The following is a 26,018-nucleotide window of genomic DNA, read 5'->3' as shown; positions in this document are numbered from 1 at the left end:
CCGGCACCCGCTCACTCGTCGTCCGTGACTCCCCGCTCCATCGTCTGGGTCACGTTCACGAACCCGTCCTGCGCGGCGACCAGTTCCCCGTCCCGGACGACCTGGTAGGTGACCATGCCGTTCACTATGCGCGGGAAGTTCTGGACGGCGAGCATGTCGGTCTCGCGCCAGCGCAGTTTGGGGGTCAGGCCCCCGGTGTCGATGGCGTGGTCGCCGTCGGCGAGGGTGGTTTGCAGGGCGTGCCGGGTGATGTCCTCGACGCCCGCGTCGTCGAGCTGCTCGATCAGCGCGCGCAGCACCGTGTAGGCGATCCAGGTCGTCTGGACGCCCTGATCGGCCGGGTCGATGCGGTTGTCGTTGAAGGCGAAGTCGTCGACGACCTTGCGCATCGGCCCCCAGCGGGCATCGCTCGAAACCGGGTACCAGCCGGTGAGATACGCCCCTTCCAGCGGGCCCGACGAGCCGCCCGTGCGGTTGACCAGCGCCTGGCCGACGCTGCCGAGGACGGAGGCGACGTGGACCCGGGGACCGTCCTCCTGGAGCCGCCGGAAGGCGTCGAAGAAGGTGTCGGTGTGGTCGCCGAGCGAGGCGGTCACACAGGAGCCGGTCGCCTTGCCGCCGTTGGCCGCGGTGCCGTAGACCGACGGGTCCGCGCCGACGCGGTCCAGCGCGCGGGCGACCTGGGGCGAGTAGTCGGTGCCGTCCTCGGGTGCCTTGATGTCCTCGGCGGGCGGCCGATGGCCGTTGTGCAGACCGGAGTTGAGCAGCGAGGGCATCTGGTCGCCCTGGATGGTGTCCGGCCGCACCAGGGCGACGCGCCGGCACTTGCCCGCCAACTGCCGTCCGTTTCCGGCGAGCAGGGACGCCGGGCCCCCGTTGACCGGATACGACAGCGGGCTCTGGAACTCCTCGTCCGAAGCGCCGTATCCGCCGATGAACGGAATGCCCTTGATCTCCAGTGGCGACATGAACGAGCGGCCGAACTGGCTGTAGGAGCCGACCACCGCGACCGCGCCCTCGTCCACCGCGCGCTGGGCGCACCGCGCGGCCGCGACCGTGTCGTTGCGCTCGTTGCAGGTCAGGACCCTGAGGTGATGGCCGCGGATACCGCCCCGGGAGTTGACCCACCGGGCGTACGCCTCCGCCATGGCCGGCATGCCCGGCATATTGGTCGCCCTGGTACCCTCCGGCGCCCAGGTCATCACCGTGACCGGCTCCTTCTCCCCGGAGTCTCCCGAGGCCCCGGGGAGGGAGCCACAGCCCGAGAGCAGCGACGCGATGACCGCCGTGCATGCCACCGCGGAAGCGAGCGCGGGAGCATAGGAAAAGGGGCGGGGGGAGGAGCGTCGCCGACCGGTCATGGCGCACCACCCTGGCGTCCTGCCGTCAACGGGCGAGTGACGCGAGGGTAACGGACAGTGACGTGGAGGTGAACTCCGGGGGTCCCCGGGAGATCATCTCCAAGGAACGTACGATCGAATACTGTGCAAGGTTCGGAGAAGTCTTCCCGTCGCGGCCGCCGCTCTACCACCATGGGCGGTATGCCACTGACCGACATGCCGTGGTGGCGCTGGCGCAGCAATGTGCGCTCCGCGCTGCACATGCTCTCCGACCCCGCCTTCCAGCAGGAGACCTGGCTGGCGGGGCATCCCGGCTACGGGGATGTCACCGACGCCGTCTACCGCCTCGTCGAGGACACCTGGCTGGACAACTGGTCCGCCGACAAATACCTGGGCACGATCTTCCGCGACGCCCAGGAGGCGCAGCTGGTGGACGCCGCCGTGCTGAACGTCCTGCGGATCATGCACGAGGTCGGCGCGGACGCCCCGGTCGCCGCCTACATGGAGCATCCGGCCTGGCCGGATGCCGTACGGGCGGCCCGCGAGGCGCATGTCCGGCTGGCGACGGCGGACGGCGAGGACCCGGACACGCCGCCGTGTTCGCTGGAGGTGCTGGCCCTGATGACGGGTGCGCCGGGCGCCCCGGCCTGAGCATCCCCGCAGGTGTGCGACCCTATGAGGTCATGAGAGAGCGTAGCGAGCGAATCATTGAAGGGTGCGCGTCGAGCGAATGCGAGACCGAGCGCAGCGAGGTTTCGGCATGAGCGAGTCCCAGCCCTCCACCAAGCAGACCGGCCGTCGCGACCGGAGTGATCAGTACGTCCTCACGCTGTCCTGCCCGGACAAGCAGGGGATCGTGCACGCCGTGTCCAGCTACCTCTTCATCACCGGCTGCAACATCGAGGACAGTCAGCAGTTCGGCGACCGCGACACCGGACTGTTCTTCATGCGGGTGCACTTCGGCGCGGACGCCCCGGTGGACCTGGAGAAGCTGCGGGCCAGCTTCTCCGCGGTGGGCGACTCCTTCGACATGGACTGGCAGATCCACCGGGCCGAAGAGAAGATGCGGATCGTCCTGATGGTGTCCAAGTTCGGGCACTGCCTCAACGACCTGCTCTTCCGTTCCCGGATCGGGGCGCTGCCGGTCGAGATCGCGGCCGTGGTCTCCAACCACACCGATTTCGCCGAGCTGGTCGGCTCGTACGACATCCCCTTCCACCACATCCCGGTCAGCCGCGAGAACAAGGCGGAAGCCGAGGCGCAGCTGCTGGAGCTGGTGCGCGCGGAGCGGGTGGAGCTGGTGGTGCTGGCGCGCTATATGCAGGTCCTCTCCGACGACCTGTGCAAGGCGCTCTCCGGGCGGATCATCAACATCCACCACTCCTTCCTGCCGAGCTTCAAGGGCGCCAAGCCCTACCACCAGGCGCATGTCCGCGGTGTGAAGCTCATCGGGGCCACCGCCCACTACGTGACCGCCGACCTCGACGAGGGCCCGATCATCGAGCAGGAGGTCGAGCGCGTCGGGCACGACGTCACGCCCGACCAGCTCGTGGCGATCGGGCGGGACGTGGAGTGCCAGGCGCTGGCCCGCGCCGTGAAGTGGCACAGCGAGCACCGGGTGCTGCTGAACGGCAGCCGGACGGTCGTCTTCGCCTAGGGCGTCTTCGCCCAGGACCGTTTCGCTACGGCCTCACAGCCGCGACAGCGACGCGGTCGCGAACAGCACATCGCGGATCGCCTCGCGCTCGCCGTCCTGGCCCGCGGCGGCCTCCTCCGGGGAGACATGTCCCGCGGCCAGCTGGCAGAACTCCGCGCTGTCCAGGGCGATATGGGCGACGGTGAGCTCCTTGGCGCCCAGGGCCGCCGGGGAGTCCAGCGGTATGTACCAGTGCCCGCCGCCGCTGCCCTCGACCTCCAGGTGGAGGGTACGGCCCGGGGCGCCCGCCTCGACCAGCTTCTGCGGCTGCGCGGCGAGCCCGGCCCGGCGGCGGTGGGCCAGTGCGGTGGGCAGCAGCCGGGTGGCCAGATCGATCAGCTGGTGGACATGGCCGGCGGCCGGCGGCTCGTAGGGATAGTCCACCGCATCCGCGATGTCCCCGGCGTGCACCCAGCACCCGAAGGCGCGGTCCAGGAGCGCATCGCACATCGGCAGCTGCAACCGGCCGTAGGGCACGGCCAGTTCGCCGACGCCGCCGCCCGCGAAGGAGACCGTTCTGATCAGCGCATAGCTCTGCTCGCGCCACGGGCCGTGGGTGGCGAGCCGGCCGGGCTCCTCGCCGGCCATCCGCCAGTACGCCTCCGTACGGGTCGTGGGGCCCGGGGCGCCCTGCGGGGCCCGGTCGCCGAGCGGATCGGGCAGCCCGAGCGACGTCGCCACCAGGCCGTCGACGGTCAGCAGATGGCCGATGACACCGGCGACGGTGGTCGCCCGCTCGACCGGCCGCTCGCTCTCGAACCACCGCAGCCGTACCGGGGCGCGCCACTCCGCCTCGCCCATGTCGTGCAGCAGCGCATCGAGCTTCGCGGTCTCCGCGTCGTACGGCGTCGCCCACTCCGGCACCGGGATACGGGGCGGACGCCGGCCCAGACAGCCCTCCAGGACGCGGGAGCGCAGCAGCGGATCGAGGTCGAGGCTGTCGGCGGGATGCAGCAGACCGACGGCGTCGCGCAGCCGCAGCGCCTCGTCCGCGCAGGAGGCGCAGTCGGTCAGATGGCTCTCCACGGCGGCGGTCTCCTCGGCGCTGCACGCGGCGAGCGCCCAGGCGCCGAGCAGCGATTTGAGGACCGTATGCGGCGGGGCGGGCTGCGAGGGCGGCGCGCCCCCGGGAACGGCGTCGGCCGGGAACCCGGGGCCCGCTCCGGTGGTGTCGGTCATGGCTTCCGGTTTCGTTTCCGGCGCTGCGGTGCGGTCGGTGGGGGGTTGGGCTGGAGGGTGGGCTTCCGGCGGGGTTCCGGCCCGGGCTCCCGATCGGGCTCCTGGTCGGGCCGCCCGCGGGGCTGCCGGTGGGGCGTCCCGCTGGTCTCCCGGACGGGCTTCCCCTCCGGGTTCCGAGGCTGTTTCCGGCACGGCTTCCGGTGCGGCTCCTGGCCGCGTTTCCCGTCCGGCCTCCGGTTCCGTTTCCCGTCCGGTTTCCCGTCCGGTTTCCCGTCCGGCTTCCGGGTCCGGTGCGGGGCGGATGTCCGGCAGGGGGCCGCGGTCCTCGGCGGCGGTGCGGGGGGCCGGTATGCGGGGACGCTCACCGGGGCCGTCGGGCCGCTCGGGGCCCTCCCATTTGTCCGGGCCGTTCACAGCGACCGTCCGTGGCCGGTGCCGGGCGGGGCGCTGCCCGGACCGGGGTGCCGTGGCGGAAGCGGTGCGCGCGGGGCATGGGGGGCGTGCGGCGCCTGGGGCGTATGCGGTGCCGGGGGTGTGTGTGAGGGCGTACGGGTACCGGGCGTGCTGCGCGACAGAGGGGAGCGGGGCGGGGACGGGGGCAGGGTCGGGTGGTTGTGGGCGGTGGACAGCAGCTGGAGCCCCAGGCGGAGCCGGCGGCGGGCCTCGTCCTCCGTGACGCCCAGGTCGGCGGCGGTCTGGCGGTAGTCCCGGCGCTGGAAGTAGGCCAGCTCCAGGGCGGCGCGCAATGGCGCGGGCATGGAGGTGACGATGTAGTCGGCGCGGGCGGCCGCGGAGGCCTCGCGGATTTTCTGCTCCATCTCGGCCGGCGCGGGAGCATCCGACCCGCCCCCCGCCGAGGCGGCCTCGGTCTGGCGCAGTCGCTGGACGGCCTGGTGGCGGGTGACCGCGGCGACCCATGAGCGCAGCGAGCCCTGTTTGGGGTCGTAGGAGTGCGGGTGCTCCCAGATGTAGGCGAAGACCTCGCGGGTGATGCGGTCGGCGGCGTCCTCGTCGTCCAGGACGCGGTGCGCGAGGCTGTGCACGAGCGAAGCGAAGCGGTCGTAGAGCTCGCCGAGGGCGGCGGCCTCACCTCGGGCGAGCCGCTGCTGCATCCGCCTGTCCCAGCGCGGGGGTGTGTCGTTTCCCATCGGACCCCTATCCCTGTCCGTCGTCGCCGTGCTCACACCTCGGTCGTGCCCACATCGAATGTAATGCGAGGGTCTGACACTGCATGCTCCTTTGCCCCAAACCACCTTCTTCAGAGGTTGCGGATGGTAGGGGAGCGGATAGTAAGGGCGTTGTCACCATGGGGTGGTATCCCCGATCGAAGGCGAGGAAAAGCGACCGGTAGACGCGCGATGAGCGATTCAATGTGCTTCGTTCGTGCCCGTATCGGCCGATGTGTTATCCGTGTGTGACCGGACACCGAAGAAGTGGTGCTCCGCGCTGGGCATAGCCTTGGGGGGAACGGCCTGTTGCGCCAAGGATTCGGAAGAGTTTCAGGGGAGAGAGGCCGGGCAGTCGAGCCGGGGAAGGGTGCACTCCGGACAGATCCGCGGTGCATCCGGTCCGAAAGCGAGCGAAAGGCTTCGAGCGCGTGTCGTTGAAGGTGGCAGAGGGCGAACAGGGCCGGTGGGCGGTACTTCAGGTTTCCGGCGAAATGGACCTGGTCACGTCGCCCGCGGTGCGCCAGCATGTGCACGACGCGGTGGCCGACGGCCGGCGGAGTCTGGTCCTCGATCTCTCCGAGGTCCGGTTCTGTGACTCCAGCGGCGTCGGCGTGCTGATCGCCGCCCGCCGTCTGATGCGTTCCTGTCAGGGGCGGCTGCGGCTGATCCTGCCCGCCCAGGGCGCCGTCGACGGCTCCCACGTCAACCGCGTCCTCGCGGCGCTGGGCGTGCGCCGGCTCTTCGAGGTCTACCCGGATCTGCACACGGCCGTGGACGAGGCGGCGGCGCCGCTCTCGGCCTGACACCGGGGCACGCGCCACCGGACACGAGGGCCCGACCGGACATGAGGCCCCCACCGGACGCGAGGGGACCCATCCCCCCGGCCTTCACGCCGCCCCTCCCGGCCTCACCCCGCCCCCGCGGCCGCCGCCCCCGTCCCCCCGTACGGAAACACCGCCCGCACCACGAACCCCCCGTCGGACGTGGGCCGGGCCTCCAGCGTCCCGCCCAGGCTCTGGGCCCGCTCGCGCAGCCCCACCAGCCCGTGCCCGCCGCCGGGCAGCGCGGGCGCCATGGCCGTCTCGTCCGGCGGCCCGTTGCGTATCTCGACCCGCAGGCTCTCGCCCTCCCCGGAACCGCCGGCCCCGACCCGGACCCGCACCTGCGCCCCCGGTGCGTGCTTGCGCACATTGGTGAGCGCCTCCTGGACGGTACGGAACGCCGCCCGCTCCACCGTCTTGGCGCCCGTCGCCCCCGCCACCGCACCCCCCTCGTACGTCACATCCAGCGCGCTCATCTCGATCAGCCGCGGCAGCTCCTCCAGGTCCGGCTGCGGCGCCAGGCCCTGGGCGCCGCCCCCGCCGCCGTCCGCCCGCAGCACGCCCACCATGTGCCGCAGCTCCTCCAGCGTCCGTACGGACAGCTCCCGGATGGTCCGCGCACCCGCCCGTGCCGCCTCGTCCTCCGTGCTGACCTGCACCGCCCCCGCCTGAAGGCTGATCAGGCTCACCTGATGGGCCACGACGTCATGCATCTCCCGGGCGAGCCGGGCCCGTTCGGTGGTCTTGACCCGGTCCGCCAGCAGCCGGTCCTCACGGACCAGGCTGCGGGTCAGATCCTCCACCCGTTGGGCCAGCTCCCCGCGGGTGCGCACCAGCAGCCCCATGGCGATCGGCGCTGCCGAGGTGACGCAGGCGTCGATCAGCACCAGGGTGTTCTCCCGGTAGTGGGTCGGCTCGAAGTCCGAGATGGGATACGGGAGGAAGTGCGCGGCGATCAGCAGGACGGCGCAGATCCCCAGCCGTACCCGGCCCGGCCGGCGGACGGCCAGCGTATAGAGCCCGATCATCGGCGCGAACCAGATGTAGCCGATGTACAGACCCGGCAGCGTGACCAGGAAGACAAGCAGCGGAAACCGCCGGCGCAGCAGCAACGCCGTCGCCGCGACCACCGAGACCCCCAGCTCCAGGGCCAGTTTCAGCCCGTTGACCAGCACCGCGTCGGCGACGGCGAGCAGCACCGGCACGACCACCGGGGCGATCCGCCGCACCCGCTGCCCCCACGCCCCCCGCGCGAGCACCCGCCACCGGGCCGCCGCCCGCTCCCGTATGCGCCCCGCTCTCCCCGGGGCGCTCATATCGCGCCCCGGGGGACGCCGGTCACCAGTCCGGCCCGGTCCGCCACGATCGCGGCCTGTACCCGGTTGATCCCGCCCAATTTCCCCAGCAGCGCCCGCACATGGTCCTTGACCGTGCTGGGCGCCAGCCCCATCCGCTCCGCTATCTGGGCATTGCCCAGCCCCTCGCCGAGCAGCGCCAGCACCTGTGACTCGCGCGGCGTGAGCCCGCTGACCGCCCGCGCCGCGGCCGCCTGGTCCTCGGCCGTCAGATAGCCGCCGATCACCGCCCGCGTCACCCCGGGGTCCAGCACGCTGCCGCCCGCCGCCAACGTCCGTACGGCCCGTACGAGCTGCTCCGGATCCGAGTCCTTCAGCAGAAAGCCCGCCGCCCCTTCCCGGAGAGCCGCGGTCAGATACTCCTGCGCGTCGAAGGTCGTCAGCATCGCCACCGCGGGCGGCTCCGGCGCGGCCCGCAGCCGCCGCAGTACGGTCAGCCCGTCCACGTCCGGCATCCGGATGTCCAGCAGCACGACGTCCGCGCCGCTGCCCAGCACGGTGTCCACGGCCTCGGCGCCGCCGCAGTCCGCGACCATCTCGATGTCCGGGGCGGTCCCCAGAATCATCCGCAACCCGGACCTGACCAGCCGTTCGTCGTCCACCACAGCGACACGGATCACCGGCCGCCCCTTTCTCCTTCGCACCCATCCGAGCTCACGGAACCACCCGGCGCTGCGCGACTCCGTACCCCTGTCCCGGAGCCCCGCCACCAGGCGGTCCCGCACCCCCGCCGACCGGCGGGGGTGATCCCGCGACCTGCGAAGGATGCCGCGGGAGGGTCCCCGCGGGCAGAGTTGTCCACATGCTGCACCACTGAAGAGGCCACAAGCCCACGACGCGTTGCAGTTCACATCGGCGGCCGCCGCGACCCCCACACGCGGCGGCCGTCGCTGGCGTGCGGGGGCGGTTCGGAGGGGGATCTCCCCCGCACCGCCACGGGGCCTCTGGGCGCCCCTCAGGGCCCGCCAGAGGCCACTCAGCGCCCCGCCACCGCCCTCCAGCCGGGGTTCCCTGCCTGGACCCCTACTCAGGCGGTTCCGCCCCCTCCCCGGCTCTCCGCGATCCGTACGGCGTCCCGCAGCGCCGCCCCGAGCTGCACCGACAAAAACCGCAACTGCCGCGCATCGGTCGCCGGATCCTCGACCATCTCCTGAGCGTGCTCCAGCAGACCCTTCCCCATCCTTAGCTGCACCGCCTCCATCCGGTCGGCCCGGTCGGAGAGATAGCCGCCCTCGGCATCGGTGAGCAGATAGCAGGGTTTGTCCCCGTCGGGGGTGGTCCAGGGGAGGAGACGAGGGACGGGGGGAGTGGAGGGCGTGGAGGAGGGGGTGGTCATGGGGCGGCTCCCTGTCGGCGCTCGGTTGCGAGGTCCGTCATGGTGGACGGACGGGCAACGCTAGGCAGCGGCCCGCGCGCCGGACAGGGACGCTCTGGGCCACTTTCCGGGCCCACTGGGACGACCTGTCCTACCCGTCGACGTCCAGCCGGTCCGCGAGTTCGGCGAGGGGCGACGTACGGCGTCGCTCCCGGCTTCGGAGGTCCGCCACCAGGCGGCGGCTCGTGGAGTGGTAGCGCATCCACTCCGGCGCGGTGCGCTCCGCCGTGAGCAGGGCCCCGAGCGCGCCGTCGTCCTTCTTCAGGTCGGCGAAGGCCAGGGCGCGGTCGACATGGAAGCGGGCGCGCCAGGTCGGGGGCAGTGTGTGCAGCTCCGGGATCGTGCGGGCGGTGCGCAGGGCCGTGGCGCTGTCGGCCATTTCCACCTGGAAGTTGACCTTCGCGACACCGACGTTCGTGGGGCCGAAGGGTGTGGCGTAGTCGAGACGGTCGGTGCCGATGCGTGCCGCGGCGGCACTTGCCAGGGCGAGGTGTTCGCGTACGGCATCCCGGCGTTCCAGGCGGACCGCTGCCGTCGCCGCGCGCAGCAGGAGGATGCCCCACAGGGCCAGTTCGAGGGGCTGGGAACGGAAGCCGGGTTCGATGCGTTCGGCGGCGGTCAGTGCCACCCGCTCGGCATCGGCCAGCCGGCCCTGCTTGGTGAGGACCCAGGCGAGGCTGGAGTAACCCACCGTCTCCAGATGGGGGTCGTCCCCCTTGGCGGCGGCCGCCATCGAGCGTTCCAGGGCGGTGAAGGCGGCGTCCTCCTTGCCGAGTGCGGTGAGCGTGGTCGCGGCGACCTGATACGCCTCGGCGAGGACGGCGTGGGCCGCGGCCGCCCGGCTCCCGGTGGTGGCGCGCGCCGCGGCCCGGGCGTCGCGGATCAACTGCGGCAGCAGCGCGCCGATCTCGGACATCCGGCCGTCGCGGCGGATGCGTTCCGTCGAGCGGAGGGCGGCCTGAAGCGCCGCGATGCCGGGCGGGTCCTCGGGGTCCCGTTCCTCGCCCAGGAAGTCGGACACCGGCGCGACCGCCTGGCGCAGCGCCAGAACGGACGGCTGCTCGCCCTCGCCGCGCACCTCGAAGGTGGCGGGCTGCCCGACGAGTACGGACGGCTCCACATCGAGGGCTCTGGCCAACGCGTTGAGCGTGGCCAGCCGGGCCGTTCGGCGGACGCCCTGCTCCAGTTTGCGGACGATGTCGACGGACAGCCCCGCCCGCTCGGCGAGTCGCTCCTGCGTCAGGTCCCGGCGTCTGCGCAGCCGGGCGATGCGGTCGCCGATGCCGGATTCCTCGTGGAACAACTCCATGGCCACTCCAGAGAGAAGGACGTACCGACCACGCTACGCCCGCTCGCCCCACCCCCGCCTCACTCCGACGAAGGCACCCCCGGCCCGAGCGCCCCCCGTACCCCGCCGTACGGCCCGTAGCCACGCCCGGTGGCCAGGACCACCACCGACGTCATCGCCGCCAGCGCATACGCCGTCGTGGCCATCGACAGCGTGCCCTCCGTAGTCTCGGAGGAGAGGCTGAAGAAGTCCGTGATGGTCAGCAAGACCACGGTCCGTACGGTCAGATAGAGCTCGACGGCGGCGAAGACGAGGAGCGCGCCGCGGACGTCCCGGCGGCCGCGGAGGGCGATCACGCCGAGGATCACCAGGACGAGGACCGAGCTGACGGTGGTGAACTCCGCGGAGGCGGAGAGGTCGAGGGTGCCGAGGACGGAGCCGTCGACCGCGCCGCGCAGATAGCGGGTGGTGGGCATCCTGAGGGAGCTCAGATCGCGGACGGTCCAGATGACGCGGACGGCGGCGGTGATCAGGAACAGGACGCCGCAGATACGGGAGTGGCGGCGCCGGCGCGCGGACATGGGGGATACGGCGTCGGGGTCTTCCTTGCGGATGGGGGTCCCCCCGCGCATGGGGGTCCCCCCTGCTTGAGCGGAGTCGAGAGCCTGGGGGAAAAGCCGGGAGTGGGGGAGTGGTTGAGAGCTCGGGGGAGCGTCCGCGGGGCGCTCGGTGGCGGAACGCAGCACGGCCAGGACGACCAGCGCGGTCACCAGGCCCAGGCCGCGGGTGGCGAGGGCCCAGCCGCCCAGCGGGTCGTTGCTGTACTGGTCGCGGTAGGCGGTGTTGAACAGGCCGACGCCCTCGCGCAGGGAGACGGCCAGGAGCAGGAAGGCGCACAGGAGGGCCGCGCTGCGGGCCGTGCGGCGCTGCGCCAGGGTGAGGCCGCCGACGGCCAGGAACGCGACGGTGAAGGCCCATTCGTACGGGCCGAGCACCTGGGGGGCAGGGGTAGCGCCCGGATTGAACAGGCCCTCGACGAAGTCCCAGGCGGTGGTGTCGGCCTGGCCGAGTCCGTAGACCGTCCAGGCCAGCAGCGCGGCGCCGTACAGGACCAGGCACAGCCCGCTCGCCAGATAGGCACCGCTGTGCTCCGGGGCGGCCCGGCCCGGGTCGGAACCCGGACGGACATCCACCGTTCCGCCGTCCTGCATCACCATGGCCGACCCCCGTTCCGCCGTACCGGCCGCCGTATGCCCCGGCCGCCGCTCCCGTACGACGGCCTCATTGGCCTCACTGTGTCAAGGACGGCACGAGGGGCGGGGGAGGTTCCCTCCCGTGTGTCGTGAGACGGGCGGAGGACCGGGAGCCGGAATCCGGCAGTGTGCATATGACGGACACGAGGCTTGCCACAACTGCCCCCAGGGGGCGGTGCACCACAGGATTCCTGTGGATCAAGGGGCACCCAGGTCAGAGGGGGCGTGCGCTCAACTGGCCGCGGGGGAAGGGGGACTGCCCCCTACGGGCCGGGCGTGGTGCGGCAAGATGGCCCCATGGGGATCTTCGGGGGCGAGGGCCGGCTGGTGGGCGGGCGCTACCGCTTGGAACTACGTCTGGGCCGTGGCGGAATGGGAACGGTCTGGCGGGCCACGGACGAACTGTTGGGCCGTCATATCGCGGTAAAAGAACTGCACTTGGACGAAACGACGGTCGAGTCCGAGGCGCGCGTGCAGCGGGATCGGGCGATGCGCGAGGCCCGGACCGTCGCCCAGGTCAAGCATCCGCAGGTGATCGTGGTGCATGACGTGGTCGAGCAGGACGGCCGGCCGTGGATCGTGATGGAGCTGGTGGACGGCCCGTCGCTGGCCGACCGGCTCTACACCGGCGGCCCGCTCGCCCCGCGCGAGGCGGCCCGGATCGGGCTCGCGCTGCTGGGCGCGCTGCGGGCGGCGCACGCCCGCGGGGTGCTGCACCGCGACATCAAACCGGCCAATGTGCTGATCGAGTCCGCGACGAACCGGGTGGTGCTGACCGACTTCGGCATCGCCCAGGTTCCGGGCGCGACGACGCTCACCGAGGCCGGCGGGTTCGTCGGCTCGCCCGAATACACCGCGCCGGAGCGGATGGCCGGGCGCGGCACCGGCCCCGAGGCCGACCTGTGGTCGCTCGGGGTGCTGCTGTGCGCCACGCTCAGCGGGGAATCGCCGTTCCGCCGCGATTCGATCGGCGGGGTGCTGCACGCCGTCGTGTACGACGAGATCGAGATCCCGGAGGCGGCCCGGCCGCTGCTCGCCGTCGTCGAGGGGCTGCTGGAGCGGGACCCGGAGCGCCGGATGGACATCGCGGAGGCCGAACGGCTGCTGCGCGGCTATCTACGGACCGGGCGCATCCCGCAGCGCGGCGCTCGGGGCCACTGGGGGCGCGGCCGGTCCGCGGGCTTCGACGGCCGGTCCGCGGGCTTCGACGAGCCGGCCGCGGCGGGCGTGGCCCCCCGGCGGCCCGGCATCGGCGCGCCCGATCCGTTCTCGGACGGCCCCTCGGACGGCCCCGATCCGTTCTCCGGTGCGGGCGATCCGTTCGCCGACGGGCACGATGATGTTCACGGCGGGGAGATCCACGGCGGGGAGCCGCACGGTGGCGTCCTCCCCGGGGGCGTCCTCCCCGGTACCGGCCTCCCAGGCGAGCACCCGTCGAGTGAGGGGCCGCCCTCGCCAGCCGGCACACCGCTGTCGGCAGCCAACACGCCGCCCCCGCCGGGCAACGAACCGCCCCCGCCCACCGGCACCCCGCTGCCCGGGGCCCCGCTCCCCGCACCCCCGCCCGCCGCAGGCCGCCCGCCCCAGGCCCGTACCCCCGGCCGCACCCCCGTCGCCCCCACCGGCTACGACCCCGCCTACGGCACCGGATACGGCCCCGCCCACGCCCCCCATACGCCCGCAGGAGCCGCCCCCGGTCACCCCCGCAGCCACCCCCGCACCCCCATCGCCCTGCTCATCGCGCTCGCGGTGGTCGTCCTCGGCGGGTCGGGCGCGGGCCTCACGGCCCTGTTCATGAGCGGGAACGGCGATCCCGGCGCCCAGGGCGCCCAGGGCAAGGGCGCCCCCGTCGCGTCCCGGCACGGCGGGCACTCCCCGTCCCGTGCGGAGGCGGGTGCGGAGTCCGGCACGCCCGCGAGCGGTACGCCGAAACCGGGTGCGACCGTCGCCATCACCTCCAGGCCCTCCGGCTCCAACACCCCCAAAATTCCCACCGGTTACGTCCTCGTCCACGATCCGGCCGGTTTCTCCATGGCCGTACCGGACGGCTTCACCCGCTCCTACGAGAAAGACCGCGTCTACTACTACTCCCAGGGCAAGCGCTTCCGGATCGGCGTCCAGCTACAGAAGCCGGTGCCCGAGGGCCCGATCGGCGCGATGCACACGGCGGACGCGCACGGCCCCCGCAACTACGCCGGTTACCGCCAGGGCCAGGTCACCGAGACCACGCACAACGGGCTCCAGGCCGGGCTCTGGACGTTCGTCTGGAGCGGTAGCACCCAGGACGGCGGTTCGCGCTACACCTACGACCTGAGCTGGACGGAGAGCGGCAAGATGATCGACGTATGGATCTCCGCGCCCGTAGGCTCCCGCGCGGAGGCCAAACGCCACTTCGACACCGCCGTGAACGCGTTCCGGCTCACCGGCTCCTAGGGCAGCCCTGGCCGCCGAATGGAGATCCGTATCCAGCTCCCGCACCCGGCCCCCGCGCATACCCGCTGACCAGAACCTTTACGGCCAGCAATCACTGGCACGTTTGTGGGCGCGGCGTGAAAACCTATTACTCCCGGGTACACAAAGCGCCCGGGGAGGAATACGCTCCCCCGCATGACGGACTCGCAAGGCACCAAGGACAGCGCCCAGGAAAGCCCCGCAAGCCCCGCCGGGAACCCCGTGGCGCCCGCCGCCCCCGGTACCCGTACCGCCGCCGACGTGGTCACCCCCGAGGTGGTCGCCCGGCTGACCCGCGGCGTGGTCGGCACCGGCAAGACCGCCAACCACACGCCCTTCACCGGCGAGAAGCTCGCGGACCTGCCCGAGTCCACCCCCGAGGACGTCGCCACCGCCTTCGAGCGGGCCCGCGCCGCCCAGGAGAGCTGGGCGCGCGTCCCCGTGCGCAAGCGCGCCGCCGTCCTTCTCCGCTTTCACGACCTGGTCCTCCAGCGTCAGGCCGAGGTCCTCGACCTGATCCAGCTGGAGACCGGCAAGGCCCGGCTGCACGCCCATGAAGAGGTCCAGGCGGTCGCCGTCGCCGCCCGCCACTACGGCCGCAAGGCCCCCGCCTACCTCCGTCCCAAGGGCCACACCGGCGTCGTACCGACCCTCACCAAGGTCACCGAACTGCGCCAGCCCCGGGGCGTGGTGGGCCAGATCGCGCCCTGGAACTACCCCTTCGAGCTCTCCGTCGGCGACGCCCTCCCGGCCTTTGTCGCGGGCAACGCCGTCGTCATGAAGCCCGACACGGAGACCGCGCTGACCGCGCTGTGGGCGCGCGAGCAGCTCATCGAGGCCGGACTGCCGCCGGAGGTGTGGCAGGTCGTCCTCGGCGACGGCCCGGTCGTCGGCCCCGAGGTCGTGCAGCACGCCGACTACGTCTCGTTCACCGGCTCGACCCGCACCGGCCGCGAGGTCGCCCAGGGCGCCGCGGCCCGTCTGGTGGGCTGCTCCCTCGAACTGGGCGGCAAGAACGCCATGTTGGTGCTGCACGACGCCGATGTGGAGAAGGCCGCCTCCGGCGCCGTCCGCGGCTGCTTCTCCTCCGCGGGCCAGCTGTGCATCTCGATCGAGCGGCTGTACGTCCACGAGTCCGTCGCCGACGACTTCGTCCAGCGCTTCGCCGCCCGTACGAAGGCCATGCGCCTGGGCAACGCCCTCGCCTACGGGGCGGACATGGGCTCCCTGGTGGGCGAGCGGCAGCTGGAGACCGTCACCCGCCATGTCGAGGAGGCCGTCGCCAAGGGCGCCACGCTCGTCGCGGGCGGCCGCCCCCGCCCCGATATCGGCCCTCTCTTCTACGAGCCCACCATCCTGGACGGCGTCGCCGCCCCCATGGCCGTGTGCAGCGAGGAGACCTTTGGCCCGGTCGTCTCGATCTACCGCTTCCGCGACGAGGACGAGGTGATCGCGCTCGCCAACGCCACGCCCTACGGCCTCAATTCCAGCGTCTGGACCAAGGACGGACGCCGCGGCCGGGCGGTCGCCGCGCGACTGCGCACCGGCACGGTCAACGTCAACGAGTCCTACGCCGCGGGCTACGGCAGCGTGCAGTCCCCGATGGGCGGCATGGGCGACTCCGGACTCGGCCGCCGCCACGGCTCCGAGGGCATCCTCAAGTACACGGAGGCCCAGACCGTCGCCCACCAGCGGATCATGCCGCTCGCGCCGTCCTTCGGGATGACGGACGAGAAGTACGCGCAGTTCATGACCCGCAGCCTGCGCGCGATGAAGGCGTTCCGGCTCCGGTAGATCCGCCCCCGACAAGCAGCCCCCCGACCATCCGCCTCCGGCAACCCGGATATATCAGAAATATCACCAGGGAGGGCCAGTGCCCCAGGAGAACTCTGCCCAGAACCAGGCCCCGGAGGCCACAGCGGACGGCGCCGGTGCCGAGGAGCGCGGCGCCGACGAGCACGGCAGCCACGCCTACGGAGCCGACGAGCACGGCAGCGACCCCTGCGACTCCGGCGGCTACGACTACGACGTCCTCGTCATCGGATCCGGCTTCGGCGGATCGGTCTCCGCGCTCCGCCTGACCGAAAAGGGCTACCGCGTGGGCGTCCTCGAAGCGGGCCGCCGCTTCACCCGCGAAACGCTGCCCAAGAACTCCTGGGACCTCAAGAACTACCTCTGGGCCCCCGCACTCGGCCTCTACGGCATCCAGCGCATCCACCTCCTCGGCAATGTGATGGTCCTGGCCGGTGCGGGCGTCGGCGGCGGCTCCCTCAACTACGCCAACACCCTCTACGTCCCGCCGAAGCCGTTCTTCGACGATCCCCAGTGGAAGGACATCACCGACTGGCAGGAGGAGCTGAAGCCGTACTACGACCAGGCCCGGCGGATGCTGGGGGTGCGGCTCAACCCGACCATGACGCCCTCCGACGTCCATCTGAAGGCGACCGCGCAGGCCATGGGCGTCGGCGACACCTTCCACATGGCGCCGGTCGGGGTGTTCTTCGGGGACGGACAGGACGCGGACGGGGCGGCGAAGGCCGCGCCCGGAGCGACGGTGGCCGACCCGTACTTCGGCGGCGCGGGCCCCTCCCGCGCGGCGTGCACCGAATGCGGCGAGTGCATGACGGGCTGCCGCCACGGCGCCAAGAACACCCTCAACGAGAACTACCTCTACCTCGCCGAGCAGGCGGGCGCGGTCATCCACCCCATGACCTCCGTCGTCACCCTCACCGAGGACTCCCGCGGCGGTTTCGCCGTCGGCACCCTGCCGACCGACAACAAGAAGAAGGGCACCGGGCGCACGTTCACCGCCCGCCGCGTCGTCATCGCGGCCGGGACCTACGGCACCCAGACCCTGCTCCACCGCATGAAGGACAGCGGTCTGCTCCCTTACGTCTCCAGCCGGCTGGGCTCGCTCACCCGCACCAACTCCGAGGCCCTGGTGGGCGCGCAGAGCGACAACCGCCGCTACCGCGCACGGCACGGCGCGCCGAAGGTCGACTTCACCAAGGGCGTGGCGATCACCTCGTCGATCCACCCCAACGAGAACACCCACATCGAGCCGGTCCGCTACGGCAAGGGATCCAACTCCATGGGCGGCCTGACGATCCTTCAGGTCCCGTACCGGCCGACGGGCCGCGTCGTGGGCTGGCTCGCCAACGTGGCCCGCCACCCCTGGCTGGCCGTCCGCTCGCTCTCCAACCGCCGCTGGTCGGAGCGGACCATCATCGGCCTGGTCATGCAGTCGCTCGACAACTCCCTGACGACGTACCGCAAGCCGAACGGGCTGGGCAAGGGCCTGCTCACCGCCCGCCAGGGCCACGGCGCGCCGAACCCGAACCAGATCCCCGAGGCCACGCAGGCGGCGACCCTGCTCGCCGAGGAGATCAACGGCTTCGCCGGTTCCAACGTCGGCGAACTGATGGGCACTCCGCTCACCGCGCACTTCCTGGGCGGCTGCCCGATAGGCGATTCACCCGACTCCGGCGTCATCGACCCGTACCACCGCCTCTACGGCCACCCGGGCATCTCGGTCGTCGACGGCGCCGCGGTCTCCGCCAACCTGGGCGTCAACCCGTCCCTCACCATCACCGCCCAGGCCGAACGCGCCATGTCCCTCTGGCCCAACAACGGCGACCCCGACCCCCGCCCCACCCCCGGCCACCCCTACGAACGCATCCCCCCGGTCACCCCCACCCACCCCACGGTCCCCCCACATGCCTTCGGCGCCCTGAACCTGCCGTTCGTACCGGTACCTACGGTCCCGCCGAAGAAGTAGCCCCGGGGCGAGGCCGCACCCTCCAGCCGGGTGCGGCCCTTCGCCATGCGCTGCTACGCGGGCGCGCCGCCGTCCATGCCGGCCGTCCTACGGCGCCGGACGACGAAGACGGCGCCCGCGCCGACGGCCAGGGCGACGCCGCCCACCAGGGCGATGGTCGGCAGCATGGAGGACGAGCCGGTCTCGGCGAGGTTGCCGGTCACCGGGACCTTCTTCATGTCGCCCTCGGGCTGGGTGTGCTTGATCGGCTTCTCGGTGCCCTGCGCGCCGGGGTGGTTGCCGGGCGCGCCGGGCTTGGCCGGCGGGACCGTGCCCGGCGTGCTGTCGGCGGCCAGGACGGTGAAGTCGTACCACTGCTCCGGGGCCCAGCCGCAGGAGCCGTCCTCGTTGTAGTAGTCGCTGGTCACCAGCGCGAAACCGGCGCCTGCCTGGGCGCTCTTGTCGGCGTGGATGCGCAGCTTGAGCGAGGTGGTGGTGTGCGGGTCCATCTCGTACGCGAGGAAGTACTCGCCGTCGGTCCACTCGTCGAACGAGGTCCACTTACCGGTGTCCGGGTCCTGGTACTCCAGGTCCAGGAGGGACTTGGGGTGGTCGATGTTCTCGGCCGGCGCCGCGGCGACGACCGGGAGGACCTCGTTCAGCGTCTTGCCGGTGGTGTTGGCCAGCTTCACCGAGAAACGGGACCAGCCGGCGCCCGCGACGAGCTTGGAGGGCAGGTCGACGACGGTGACCTTGACGGCCTTGTCGTCGACCTTGCAGTCGGGCTCGTCCGTGGGGCCGTCGGACGGGGCGGCCGATGCGGTGGGCTTGGCCGAGGCGGAGGACGTGGGGGAGCCGTTGGGCTTGGTGTCGCCGCTCGGGGAGGCGGAGGCGGTCGCCCCGGCCTCGTCGCCGGTGCCGGTGCCGGTGCCGGTGCCGGTCTGGTCACCGGTTGCCGTCCCGGTCCCGTCGTTGTTGCCGGCGGGCTGAGTGGCGTCGCCGGCGGTGGGGGTCTCGGTCGGTGTGGAGGTGTCGTCGCTCTGCTCCGGACCGGGGGTGGCCGGCGCCGGGTCCGCGCTCACGCTGGACTCGGTGTCGGCACCGGTCGCATACGCGGCGGGGGCCGCCATCAGGGCGGCGGGGGCGATAACGGCCGCAGCGGCAGCGGTCGTCAGGGCACGGCGAAGCTTCATCGAGAAGACCTCTCGGGGTCCAAAGTGCCATGGGGTCCGGCACATGAGGGTGCGGGCCGTCGCGGTGGGGCGCGGGGTGGCCGTGCGATTGCAGGTACATGACCAGTCATGGCTGAAAATGGTTGTTCGGCGGAGGGGCGATTGACGGTGATGCTCGTCACACGGCTCACATAGCTCACATGGCTCACAGGGATCGCACAGATCACGCACAGGTCATGCACGGCCCATGCAGAGGTCCCGCATGGGCCGTGTGATGAGCCGCGGACGGGCGGGTGGCGCACGCCGGCGCGTGGACGACCGGCCGATGCATGGTCGAGGGCCCTGGCTCGACCGTGACCTGGTGAGGCACGGGCGCCACACGGTCCGGGCCCGGCAACGGCACGGCGGACGCACCACGAAGGCAAGGCGGAGGCACCGAAAAAGCAAGGCGGAGGCACAGCAAAGGCATAGCGAAGGGCCCCGGAGGCCGTCCGCGAGGGGGGGATGCGGACGGCCACGGGGCCCTTTGCTTTCGGTGCCGGCGTCAGGGCAGCGCCGGCACCGACGGGCGGCGCTGGGGGGGGGGTAGCGCCGCTGGCTATGGGGTGGTGCGGTGTGGTTCAGGTGGTGCGGGCCGCGCGGTGGTTGGACCAATGACAATGCCGAAGGCCGTACCGGGCGCGGAAAGCGGTACGTCGAGCATCGTCCTGGATGCGCCTCACTCGGCGCAACCGTTTCGACCGGATGCGGTCGGTCCCGGGCGTCCCCAGGACCGACCACCCCATCGGATGTGACCGGGCTGCTGTCCCCTGCTGACCGGCCACGGCACCGAAGCGAGGTCCCACGACGTGGACCGCGGCAAGCGGTCGGCGTCTCATCGCTCCGGCTTTCCGCCCGTGGGGCGGCGTCTACGCGTAGTCCTGCAGGCCGCGCCTGGCTGACGTGGCACCGGGAACAACGAACCCCCTCGGCGGCCGGTCACGCGCCGTACGGGTGAGTCGGCAACCGAACTCAGATCCGGCCGCTGAGCCGCGCGCGCCGCCTCGTCTCGCGCCCTCGCCGGGGCCTTGAAGCCGACGATTTCCGGCCATGCGGGGCCTTGGTCCGTCCCCGTCCTCCGGGCCCGCCTCCTGCCTCCCGAGCGGGCCCCTCCCGGCCCCTCTCAGACCTGCCCGCGCGACAGCTCCAGCAGGGTCATCGCCAGCGCCGTGCCCGGCCTGCCGAGCTGGTTGCGGTAGTGGGCCAGGATCTCCATCTCGCGGGCGAGGTTCACCCGGCGCCCACCGGAGGCGAGCCGTTCGCGCTGGATGACGGCGGAGACGGCCATCCGTTCCTGTACGAGGCCGATGATGCGGCCGTCGAGATCGTCGATGCGGCTGCGCGCATCGCTGATCAGCCCGGCCGCCTCCGGGGTGCGGGCGCCGGTGTCGGGCGCGGTGGCGGGGGCGGCGGTCGCGGTGTCGGTGCTCATATCCGTATCTCCTGGGGTACGGGCCCCGGAGCCGACGTGGTCCCGAATGCAGAACGCCCCGGACCTTGTCGGCCCGGGGCGCCTGGGGAAGTCGCTTGTCAGTCGATCAAGCAGCACGACCATGGCAGCCGGACGGGCCGGTGCCATAGGTAAAGACGAAGGTCTGCTGCGTGGACATGGCGCCAAGTATGAGCCCGTTAGAATCGAAAGTCCAACCCCCTCGTTCCACCGCCGGAAGGCCGCGAAGTGTCATCAGGACCCCCTGCCGCCGCCCCGGACGTCGTCCTCGTGGTCGACTTCGGCGCCCAGTACGCCCAGCTCATCGCCCGCCGCGTCCGCGAGGCCAGGGTCTACAGCGAGATCGTGCCGTCCACCATGCCGGTGGCCGAAATGCTCGCCAAGAACCCGAAGGCGATCATCCTCTCCGGCGGTCCTTCGTCGGTCTACGCGGAGGGCGCCCCGCGCCTGGACCGCTCCCTGTTCGAGGCCGGCGTCCCGGTCTTCGGCATGTGCTACGGCTTCCAGCTGATGGCCACCACCCTCGGCGGCACGGTCGACAACACCGGCGCCCGCGAGTACGGCCGTACGCCGCTGGCCGTCTCCAGGCCCGGCTCGACCCTCTTCGAGGGCACCCCGGCCGAGCAGTCCGTCTGGATGTCGCACGGCGACGCCTGCTCGGCCGCGCCCGAGGGCTTCACGGTCAGCGCGTCCACGGACGTGGTGCCGGTCGCCGCTTTCGAGAACGACGAGAAGCGGCTGTACGGCGTCCAGTACCACCCCGAGGTGCTGCACTCCACCCACGGTCAGCAGGTCCTGGAGCACTTCCTCTACCGCGGCGCGGGCATCGAGCCCAGCTGGACGATGGGGAGCATCATCGAGGAGCAGATCGCCGCGATCCGCGAGCAGGTCGGCAACAAGCGCGCGATCTGCGGGCTGTCGGGCGGTGTGGACTCCGCGGTCGCCGCCGCCCTCGTTCAGAAGGCCATCGGCGACCAGCTGACCTGTGTGTACGTCGACCACGGCCTGATGCGCAAGGGCGAGTCGGAGCAGGTCGAGAAGGACTTCGTGGCCGCCACCGGCGTCCAGCTGAAGGTCGTCGACGCCCAGGAGCGCTTCCTTGCCGCGCTGGCCGGGGTGTCCGAGCCCGAGGCCAAGCGGAAGATCATCGGCCGCGAGTTCATCCGCGTCTTCGAGCAGGCCCAGGCCGAGATCGTGGCCGAGGCGCCGAACGACCACCCGGTGGCGTTCCTGGTGCAGGGCACGCTCTACCCGGACATCGTCGAGTCCGGCGGCGGCACCGGCACCGCCAACATCAAGTCGCACCACAACGTCGGCGGGCTGCCCGACGACATCGAGTTCGAGCTGGTCGAGCCGCTGCGGCAGCTGTTCAAGGACGAGGTCCGGATGGTCGGCAGCGAGCTGGGCCTGCCGGACGAGATCGTCCACCGCCAGCCGTTCCCCGGCCCCGGCCTGGGCATCCGCATCGTCGGCGAGGTCACCAAGGACCGCCTGGACCTGCTGCGCGAGGCCGACGCCATCGCCCGCGAGGAGCTGACCGCGGCCGGCCTGGACCGCGAGATCTGGCAGTGCCCGGTGGTCCTGCTCGCCGACGTCCGCTCGGTCGGCGTCCAGGGCGACGGCCGCACCTACGGCCACCCGATCGTGCTGCGCCCGGTCTCCTCCGAGGACGCCATGACGGCGGACTGGACGCGGATGCCCTACGACGTCCTCGCCCGTATCTCGACCCGCATCACGAACGAGGTCGCGGACGTGAACCGGGTGGTGCTGGATGTGACCAGCAAGCCGCCGGGGACGATCGAGTGGGAGTGATCCTTCGGTAGGCCCCCTCTCCTGTCAACGCCGGCGCCGTCGCTCATTCGTTTGAGTGGCGGCGTTGTCGTACCCGGTGGGTACGCTCGGTGGTACGGCCCAGAATCCCGTCTATGGGAGGAACCATGACTGCCGAGCCCCTGCAGACCACGCCCACGACCTCGTGGCCGGTGCCGCCGAGGAACGGCTACACCGTGAACGACCTGTTCGCACTGCCTGACCTCCCGCCGCACACCGAGCTGATCGACGGGAGTCTGGTCTTCGTGAGTCTGCAGCGGGATTTCCACACGCTGGTGATGTATCTCTTGGAGCGTGGTCTGCGTGCCACGGTCCCGGATGAATTCCGCGTGCGGCGGGAGATGACGGTGATGATCGACAAGCGCAATGGCCCGGAACCGGATATCTCGGTGGTGCGTGCCACTGCGGTGGGCAGCCGCCTTCAGACCTATTTCGAGGTCAAGGACGTGGTCCTCGCCGTGGAGGTCGTCTCGCCCGATTCCGAGTCCCGTGACCGTGACACCAAGCCGCACAAGTATGCCAATGCAGGTATCCCGCACTTCTGGCTGGTTGAGATGACCGGCGTAGACGAACGCCCAGTCATCTACACGTTCGAGCTCGACACAGAGGCGCGCTCCTATGCCCCCACAGGCATCCACCACAACCACCTCAAGCTCTCCGCCCCCTTCGACATCGACATCGACCTGACCGCCATCGACGAGCTCTGACGGTTGACGCTCCGCCCCGCGCCACACATCATGGATTTCGAATAGCGATAGTTTGATTCCGTTATGCGGAAGTTAGTGGGTGTGGGGCAATGAGCACCATCGGCTTCATCGGCCTCGGCATCATGGGCAGCCCCATGGCCGTGAACCTCGCCAAGGCCGGACACACCGTCCGCGGCTGGAACCGCAGCCCCGGGCGGGCGGAAGCGCTGGTCGCGGCGGGCGGCACGGAAGCGGGCTCGATCGCTGAGGCGGTCCGCGACGCCGACGTCGTGATCACCATGGTCCCGGCGTCCCCACAGGTCGAGGCCGTGGCGTACGGCCCCGACGGCATCCTGGCGAACGCCCGCCGCGGCGCGCTGCTGATCGACAACTCCTCCATCACCCCGCAGACCTCCATCGACCTGGCCAGGGCCGCCGCCGACAAGGGCATCCGGGTGCTGGACGCCCCCGTCTCGGGCGGTGAGGCGGGCGCCGTCGAGGGTTTGCTGTCGATCATGGTCGGCGGCGACAAGGCGGACTTCGACGCGGCCCGGCCCGTCCTCGAAGCGGTCGGCCGGACGGTGGTGCACTGCGGCCCGCACGGTGCCGGGCAGACCGTCAAGGCCGCCAACCAGCTGATCGTCGCCGTCAATCTGGAGGCCGTCGCGGAGGCCGTGGTCTTCCTGGAGAAATCCGGTGTCGACCTCGCCGCCGCGCTGGAGGTCCTGGGCGGCGGACTGGCCGGCTCCACCGTGCTGGCCCGTAAGAAGGACGGCCTCCTGGCCCGCGACTACACCCCGGGCTTCAAACTGGAGCTGCACCACAAGGACATGGGCAACGCCCTCGACGCCGCCCGCACCGTCGGCGTCCCGCTCCCCGTCGGCGCCGTCGCGGCCCAGCTCATCGCCTCCGCCGTGGCCCGCGGTGACGGAGCCCTCGACCACTCGGCGCTGCTGCGCGGGGTGGAGCTGCTGAGCGGATACGGGGTGGAGTGAGCCGCCGGCCGCTCGTGGTGCCGGCGGTGCGGGACGGGCGTTGGGCATCGATGCCCGTCGCAGCCCTGGCTCTTGCAAGTACCGGAGAGTAGCTTCCGCCCTGGGGGGAGCGCTGTGAGCCGTACGTGCCGAAGGAGAGCCCGATGCCCGAGCCGACGCCGATACCCACCGAGCTGCTGCAGTTCGCGATGCCGCCCACGCATGAGACCGCCGAGGACGAGCGGCGGTACCGCAAGGAACGCCTGGTCGCGGCGCTGCGGCTGTTCGGGCGCTTCGGGTTCGAGGAAGGCGTGGCGGGCCATATCACCGCCCGGGACCCGGAGTTCACCGACTGCTTCTGGGTCAACCCCTTCGGGATGTCCTTCAAACACATCACGGTCGGCGATCTGATCCTGGTCAATGCGCAGGGCCAGGTGGTCGAGGGCCGCTACCACGTCAACCAGGCCGCGTTCGCCATCCATTCCCAGGTCCACCAGGCCCGCCCGGACGTGATCGCCGCGGCCCACAGCCACTCCACCTACGGCCGGGCGCTGTCCTCGCTGGGCGAGCTGCTGGACCCGATCACCCAGGACGTCTGTGCCTTCTACGAGGACCACGCCCTGTTCGACGACTACACGGGCGTGGTCGTGGACGAGGAGGAGGGCCGCCGGATCGCCGTCGCCCTCGGGCCGCACAAGGCCGTGATCCTGCGCAACCACGGGCTGTTGACGGTCGGCGACTCGGTGGACGCGGCGGCCTGGTGGTTCATCACCATGGAGCGGTCCTGCCAGGTGCAGCTGACCGCGCGGGCGGCCGGCAAACCGGTGCTGATCGACCACCACAATGCGGTGCACACGCGGGAGCAGCTGGGCAACGACCTCGTCGCGTGGATCAACTACCAGCCGCTGTACCAGCAGATCGCGCGGAGCGAGCCGGATCTGTTCAACTGACCGGCTGGTTGGGGGCGGGTGTTCGGTCGATTGGGGCAGGCGGCCAAAGGGGGCAGGCAGCCGGTACGGCGGCGCCCTGCGGCCGGGTGCGGACCGCAGGGCGCCGGTGCATGGCCCGCGCGTCGTTCTACGTACGGGTGCCGGAACGTCCTACACGTGCGGGAAGAGGTCGGTGAACGCCCCCGATCCGGTCGAGATCGCCCTGCTGAACGGCGCGTCGAAGTCCCACACCAGGAACAGCAGGAAGGCGATCAGTGCGCTGAAGACTGCCGCCATCAGTAGCTCGCGCGCCGAACGCCGGATCTGCAGGGTGAAGATGAGGCCGATGGTGACGGCGGCCCCGGCGATCAGCCCGAACCACACCACCCCCGGCAGCGTCGAACCGGCCGCATCCGCACGGCTGTTGCGGGCATCGTCGGCCACCGCGACCTGGTCCACGAGGGGCTGGTAGGACTGCCCTTCGTAGTCGTTGCGGGGGTGGTAGCCGATGACGTCGGAGCGGACCTTGGCCAGCAGATTCGTACCGTGCTGGGTGAGCCGCTGCTGCTCGGTCATCACCGGCCATTCCTTGTGGACGACGTAGCCGACATAGGCGTCGACGTCCGACCGGAGACGGTCCCGCACCGGCGGCGGATACGCCGCCGCCCGCGTGCTGACCTCGTGCAACGCCTGCGCCTCGGTCCGTACGGTGTCCTCGGCGGCGCTACGGGCCTCCCAGACCCCGGCGATGGCCAGGCCCAGGACGATGGCGTAGACCACGCCCACCATCATCGTCATGTACTCGATGACGTCGGGCGTTTCGGACGGGTCGTCGTCCGCGCCGATCCGGCGCTGTTTGAGGACCGTGATGGCCAGGACGACGCCGCAGACGGCGGCCATGGCGATGGTCAGTACCAGCCATTGCGACATGGAAACCTCCTACGAGGAGCGGCGTCCGGAGGAACCGGACGAGGTGCTCGAACGGGGACGGAGCGCGGCGCCGGCCAGCACGGCCGGGGTGGTGACCAGCAGGGTCCGGGTCACCATCGAGTGCCTGGGGTGGGGTTTGTGGGCCACCGCGGGGCGGGTGTGCGGCAGTACGGGCTTGGGCGGCGCCGGGGCCCGCTCGGGCTTCGGCCTGGGGGGCGGCGGGGGGCTGTGCCGCGGGGGCGGGGGCGTCGGCCGCGGGGGTGGGGGCGGCTTCGGCTTGGGGGTCGGCCTGGGCGCCGGGGGTGGGGCGGGGCGTGGCCGGGG

General features: G+C 71.7%; 22 protein-coding genes and 1 pseudogene. 12 read left to right on the top strand and 11 right to left on the bottom strand.

Features of this window, described 5'->3' with window-relative positions:
- Window positions 1-11: 11 nt before the first annotated feature.
- Complete coding sequence (locus SNA_RS35265; RefSeq protein ID WP_241779971.1) at window positions 12-1,202, bottom strand: ABC transporter substrate-binding protein; 1,191 nt, start codon at window positions 1,200-1,202, stop codon at window positions 12-14.
- Here SNA_RS35265 and SNA_RS44550 point away from each other — a divergent pair.
- The 3 genes from SNA_RS44550 (at window position 1,156) to purU (ending at window position 2,997) form a co-directional block, all read left to right on the top strand.
- The gene (locus SNA_RS44550; protein WP_241779990.1) at window positions 1,156-1,323 is read left to right on the top strand and encodes a hypothetical protein; all 168 of its coding nucleotides are present in this window, start codon (window positions 1,156-1,158) and stop codon (window positions 1,321-1,323) included. The two genes, SNA_RS35265 and SNA_RS44550, sit on opposite strands and share 47 nt — an antisense overlap.
- Window positions 1,324-1,532: 209 nt before the next feature.
- Window positions 1,533-1,991 carry an SCO4402 family protein gene (locus SNA_RS35260; protein ID WP_030067433.1) on the top strand — a complete coding sequence of 153 codons (459 nt, stop codon included), beginning with the start codon at window positions 1,533-1,535 and terminating at the stop codon, window positions 1,989-1,991.
- A gap of 109 nt (window positions 1,992-2,100) precedes the next feature.
- A complete protein-coding gene (purU, locus tag SNA_RS35255; RefSeq protein ID WP_030067432.1) occupies window positions 2,101-2,997 on the top strand; it encodes a formyltetrahydrofolate deformylase in 897 nt (298 codons plus the stop codon).
- A 33-nt stretch (window positions 2,998-3,030) separates the two neighbouring features.
- Here the strand turns inward: purU and SNA_RS35250 are convergent, their stop codons facing one another.
- Window positions 3,031-4,629, bottom strand: coding sequence for a zf-HC2 domain-containing protein (locus SNA_RS35250; protein WP_078970427.1), 1,599 nt, complete (start codon window positions 4,627-4,629; stop codon window positions 3,031-3,033).
- A gap of 170 nt (window positions 4,630-4,799) precedes the next feature.
- Window positions 4,800-5,363: pseudogene (locus SNA_RS35245) on the bottom strand (sigma-70 family RNA polymerase sigma factor); the annotation flags it as partial.
- A gap of 449 nt (window positions 5,364-5,812) precedes the next feature.
- Here SNA_RS35245 and SNA_RS35240 point away from each other — a divergent pair.
- The gene (locus tag SNA_RS35240) at window positions 5,813-6,187 is read left to right on the top strand and encodes an STAS domain-containing protein (RefSeq protein WP_030067429.1); all 375 of its coding nucleotides are present in this window, start codon (window positions 5,813-5,815) and stop codon (window positions 6,185-6,187) included.
- A gap of 104 nt (window positions 6,188-6,291) precedes the next feature.
- Here SNA_RS35240 and SNA_RS35235 read toward each other — a convergent pair whose 3' ends face one another.
- The 5 genes from SNA_RS35235 to SNA_RS35215 all read right to left on the bottom strand — a co-directional run bounded on the left by SNA_RS35235 (window position 6,292) and on the right by SNA_RS35215 (window position 11,440).
- A complete protein-coding gene (locus SNA_RS35235; protein WP_044368509.1) occupies window positions 6,292-7,521 on the bottom strand; it encodes a sensor histidine kinase in 1,230 nt (409 codons plus the stop codon).
- On the bottom strand, window positions 7,518-8,180 hold the full coding sequence (locus SNA_RS35230; protein ID WP_030067428.1) for a response regulator: 663 nt from the start codon (window positions 8,178-8,180) through the stop codon (window positions 7,518-7,520). The genes SNA_RS35235 and SNA_RS35230 overlap by 4 nt, the downstream gene beginning before the upstream one ends.
- 407 nt (window positions 8,181-8,587) lie before the next feature.
- On the bottom strand, window positions 8,588-8,896 hold the full coding sequence (locus tag SNA_RS35225) for a hypothetical protein (protein WP_030067427.1): 309 nt from the start codon (window positions 8,894-8,896) through the stop codon (window positions 8,588-8,590).
- A 130-nt stretch (window positions 8,897-9,026) separates the two neighbouring features.
- Window positions 9,027-10,244, bottom strand: a complete 1,218-nt coding sequence (locus tag SNA_RS35220) for a helix-turn-helix domain-containing protein (RefSeq protein WP_030067426.1) — start codon at window positions 10,242-10,244, stop codon at window positions 9,027-9,029.
- Window positions 10,245-10,303: 59 nt separating this feature from the next.
- Window positions 10,304-11,440 (bottom strand): hypothetical protein, encoded by a 1,137-nt coding sequence (locus SNA_RS35215; protein WP_037791150.1) that lies wholly within the window; start codon window positions 11,438-11,440, stop codon window positions 10,304-10,306.
- A gap of 333 nt (window positions 11,441-11,773) precedes the next feature.
- On the opposite strand from SNA_RS35215, the gene SNA_RS35210 reads away from it, so the two are divergent.
- The 3 genes from SNA_RS35210 (at window position 11,774) to SNA_RS35200 (ending at window position 17,705) form a co-directional block, all read left to right on the top strand.
- The gene (locus SNA_RS35210) at window positions 11,774-13,909 is read left to right on the top strand and encodes a protein kinase domain-containing protein (RefSeq protein ID WP_044368507.1); all 2,136 of its coding nucleotides are present in this window, start codon (window positions 11,774-11,776) and stop codon (window positions 13,907-13,909) included.
- Window positions 13,910-14,083: 174 nt separating this feature from the next.
- The gene (locus tag SNA_RS35205; RefSeq protein WP_030069310.1) at window positions 14,084-15,721 is read left to right on the top strand and encodes a succinic semialdehyde dehydrogenase; all 1,638 of its coding nucleotides are present in this window, start codon (window positions 14,084-14,086) and stop codon (window positions 15,719-15,721) included.
- Between the two features lie 79 nt (window positions 15,722-15,800).
- Window positions 15,801-17,705, top strand: a complete 1,905-nt coding sequence (locus tag SNA_RS35200; RefSeq protein WP_044368505.1) for a GMC oxidoreductase — start codon at window positions 15,801-15,803, stop codon at window positions 17,703-17,705.
- A gap of 53 nt (window positions 17,706-17,758) precedes the next feature.
- On the opposite strand, the gene SNA_RS35195 is transcribed toward SNA_RS35200, so the two are convergent.
- Window positions 17,759-18,877: an LAETG motif-containing sortase-dependent surface protein gene (locus SNA_RS35195; RefSeq protein WP_030069314.1), complete on the bottom strand. Its 1,119-nt coding sequence runs from the start codon at window positions 18,875-18,877 to the stop codon at window positions 17,759-17,761.
- Window positions 18,878-20,018: 1,141 nt separating this feature from the next.
- Complete coding sequence (locus SNA_RS35190) at window positions 20,019-20,327, bottom strand: chorismate mutase (protein WP_030069316.1); 309 nt, start codon at window positions 20,325-20,327, stop codon at window positions 20,019-20,021.
- A 246-nt stretch (window positions 20,328-20,573) separates the two neighbouring features.
- Between SNA_RS35190 and guaA the strand changes: the two genes are divergently transcribed.
- The 4 genes from guaA (at window position 20,574) to SNA_RS35170 (ending at window position 24,785) form a co-directional block, all read left to right on the top strand.
- Window positions 20,574-22,157, top strand: a complete 1,584-nt coding sequence (gene guaA / locus SNA_RS35185) for a glutamine-hydrolyzing GMP synthase (protein ID WP_044368502.1) — start codon at window positions 20,574-20,576, stop codon at window positions 22,155-22,157.
- A gap of 125 nt (window positions 22,158-22,282) precedes the next feature.
- Entirely contained in the window at window positions 22,283-22,882 is a 600-nt protein-coding gene (locus SNA_RS35180) for a Uma2 family endonuclease (RefSeq protein ID WP_030069318.1), read from the top strand.
- A gap of 89 nt (window positions 22,883-22,971) precedes the next feature.
- The gene (locus tag SNA_RS35175) at window positions 22,972-23,856 is read left to right on the top strand and encodes a 2-hydroxy-3-oxopropionate reductase (RefSeq protein ID WP_030069320.1); all 885 of its coding nucleotides are present in this window, start codon (window positions 22,972-22,974) and stop codon (window positions 23,854-23,856) included.
- A gap of 143 nt (window positions 23,857-23,999) precedes the next feature.
- Window positions 24,000-24,785, top strand: a complete 786-nt coding sequence (locus SNA_RS35170; RefSeq protein ID WP_030069322.1) for a class II aldolase/adducin family protein — start codon at window positions 24,000-24,002, stop codon at window positions 24,783-24,785.
- 150 nt (window positions 24,786-24,935) lie between these two features.
- On the opposite strand, the gene SNA_RS35165 is transcribed toward SNA_RS35170, so the two are convergent.
- Window positions 24,936-25,694, bottom strand: coding sequence for a bestrophin-like domain (locus SNA_RS35165; protein WP_030069324.1), 759 nt, complete (start codon window positions 25,692-25,694; stop codon window positions 24,936-24,938).
- On the opposite strand from SNA_RS35165, the gene SNA_RS43540 reads away from it, so the two are divergent.
- On the top strand, window positions 25,693-26,018 hold a 326-nt coding region (locus tag SNA_RS43540), incomplete at its 3' end, for a hypothetical protein (RefSeq protein WP_044368498.1). The two genes, SNA_RS35165 and SNA_RS43540, sit on opposite strands and share 2 nt — an antisense overlap.

The sequence above is a fragment of the Streptomyces natalensis ATCC 27448 genome, assembly GCF_000935125.1.
GTDB classification, from domain to species: Bacteria; Actinomycetota; Actinomycetes; order Streptomycetales; family Streptomycetaceae; genus Streptomyces; species Streptomyces natalensis.
Note: the sequence above shows the minus strand (reverse complement) of the source record. Positions and strands in the feature narration are given on the sequence as shown.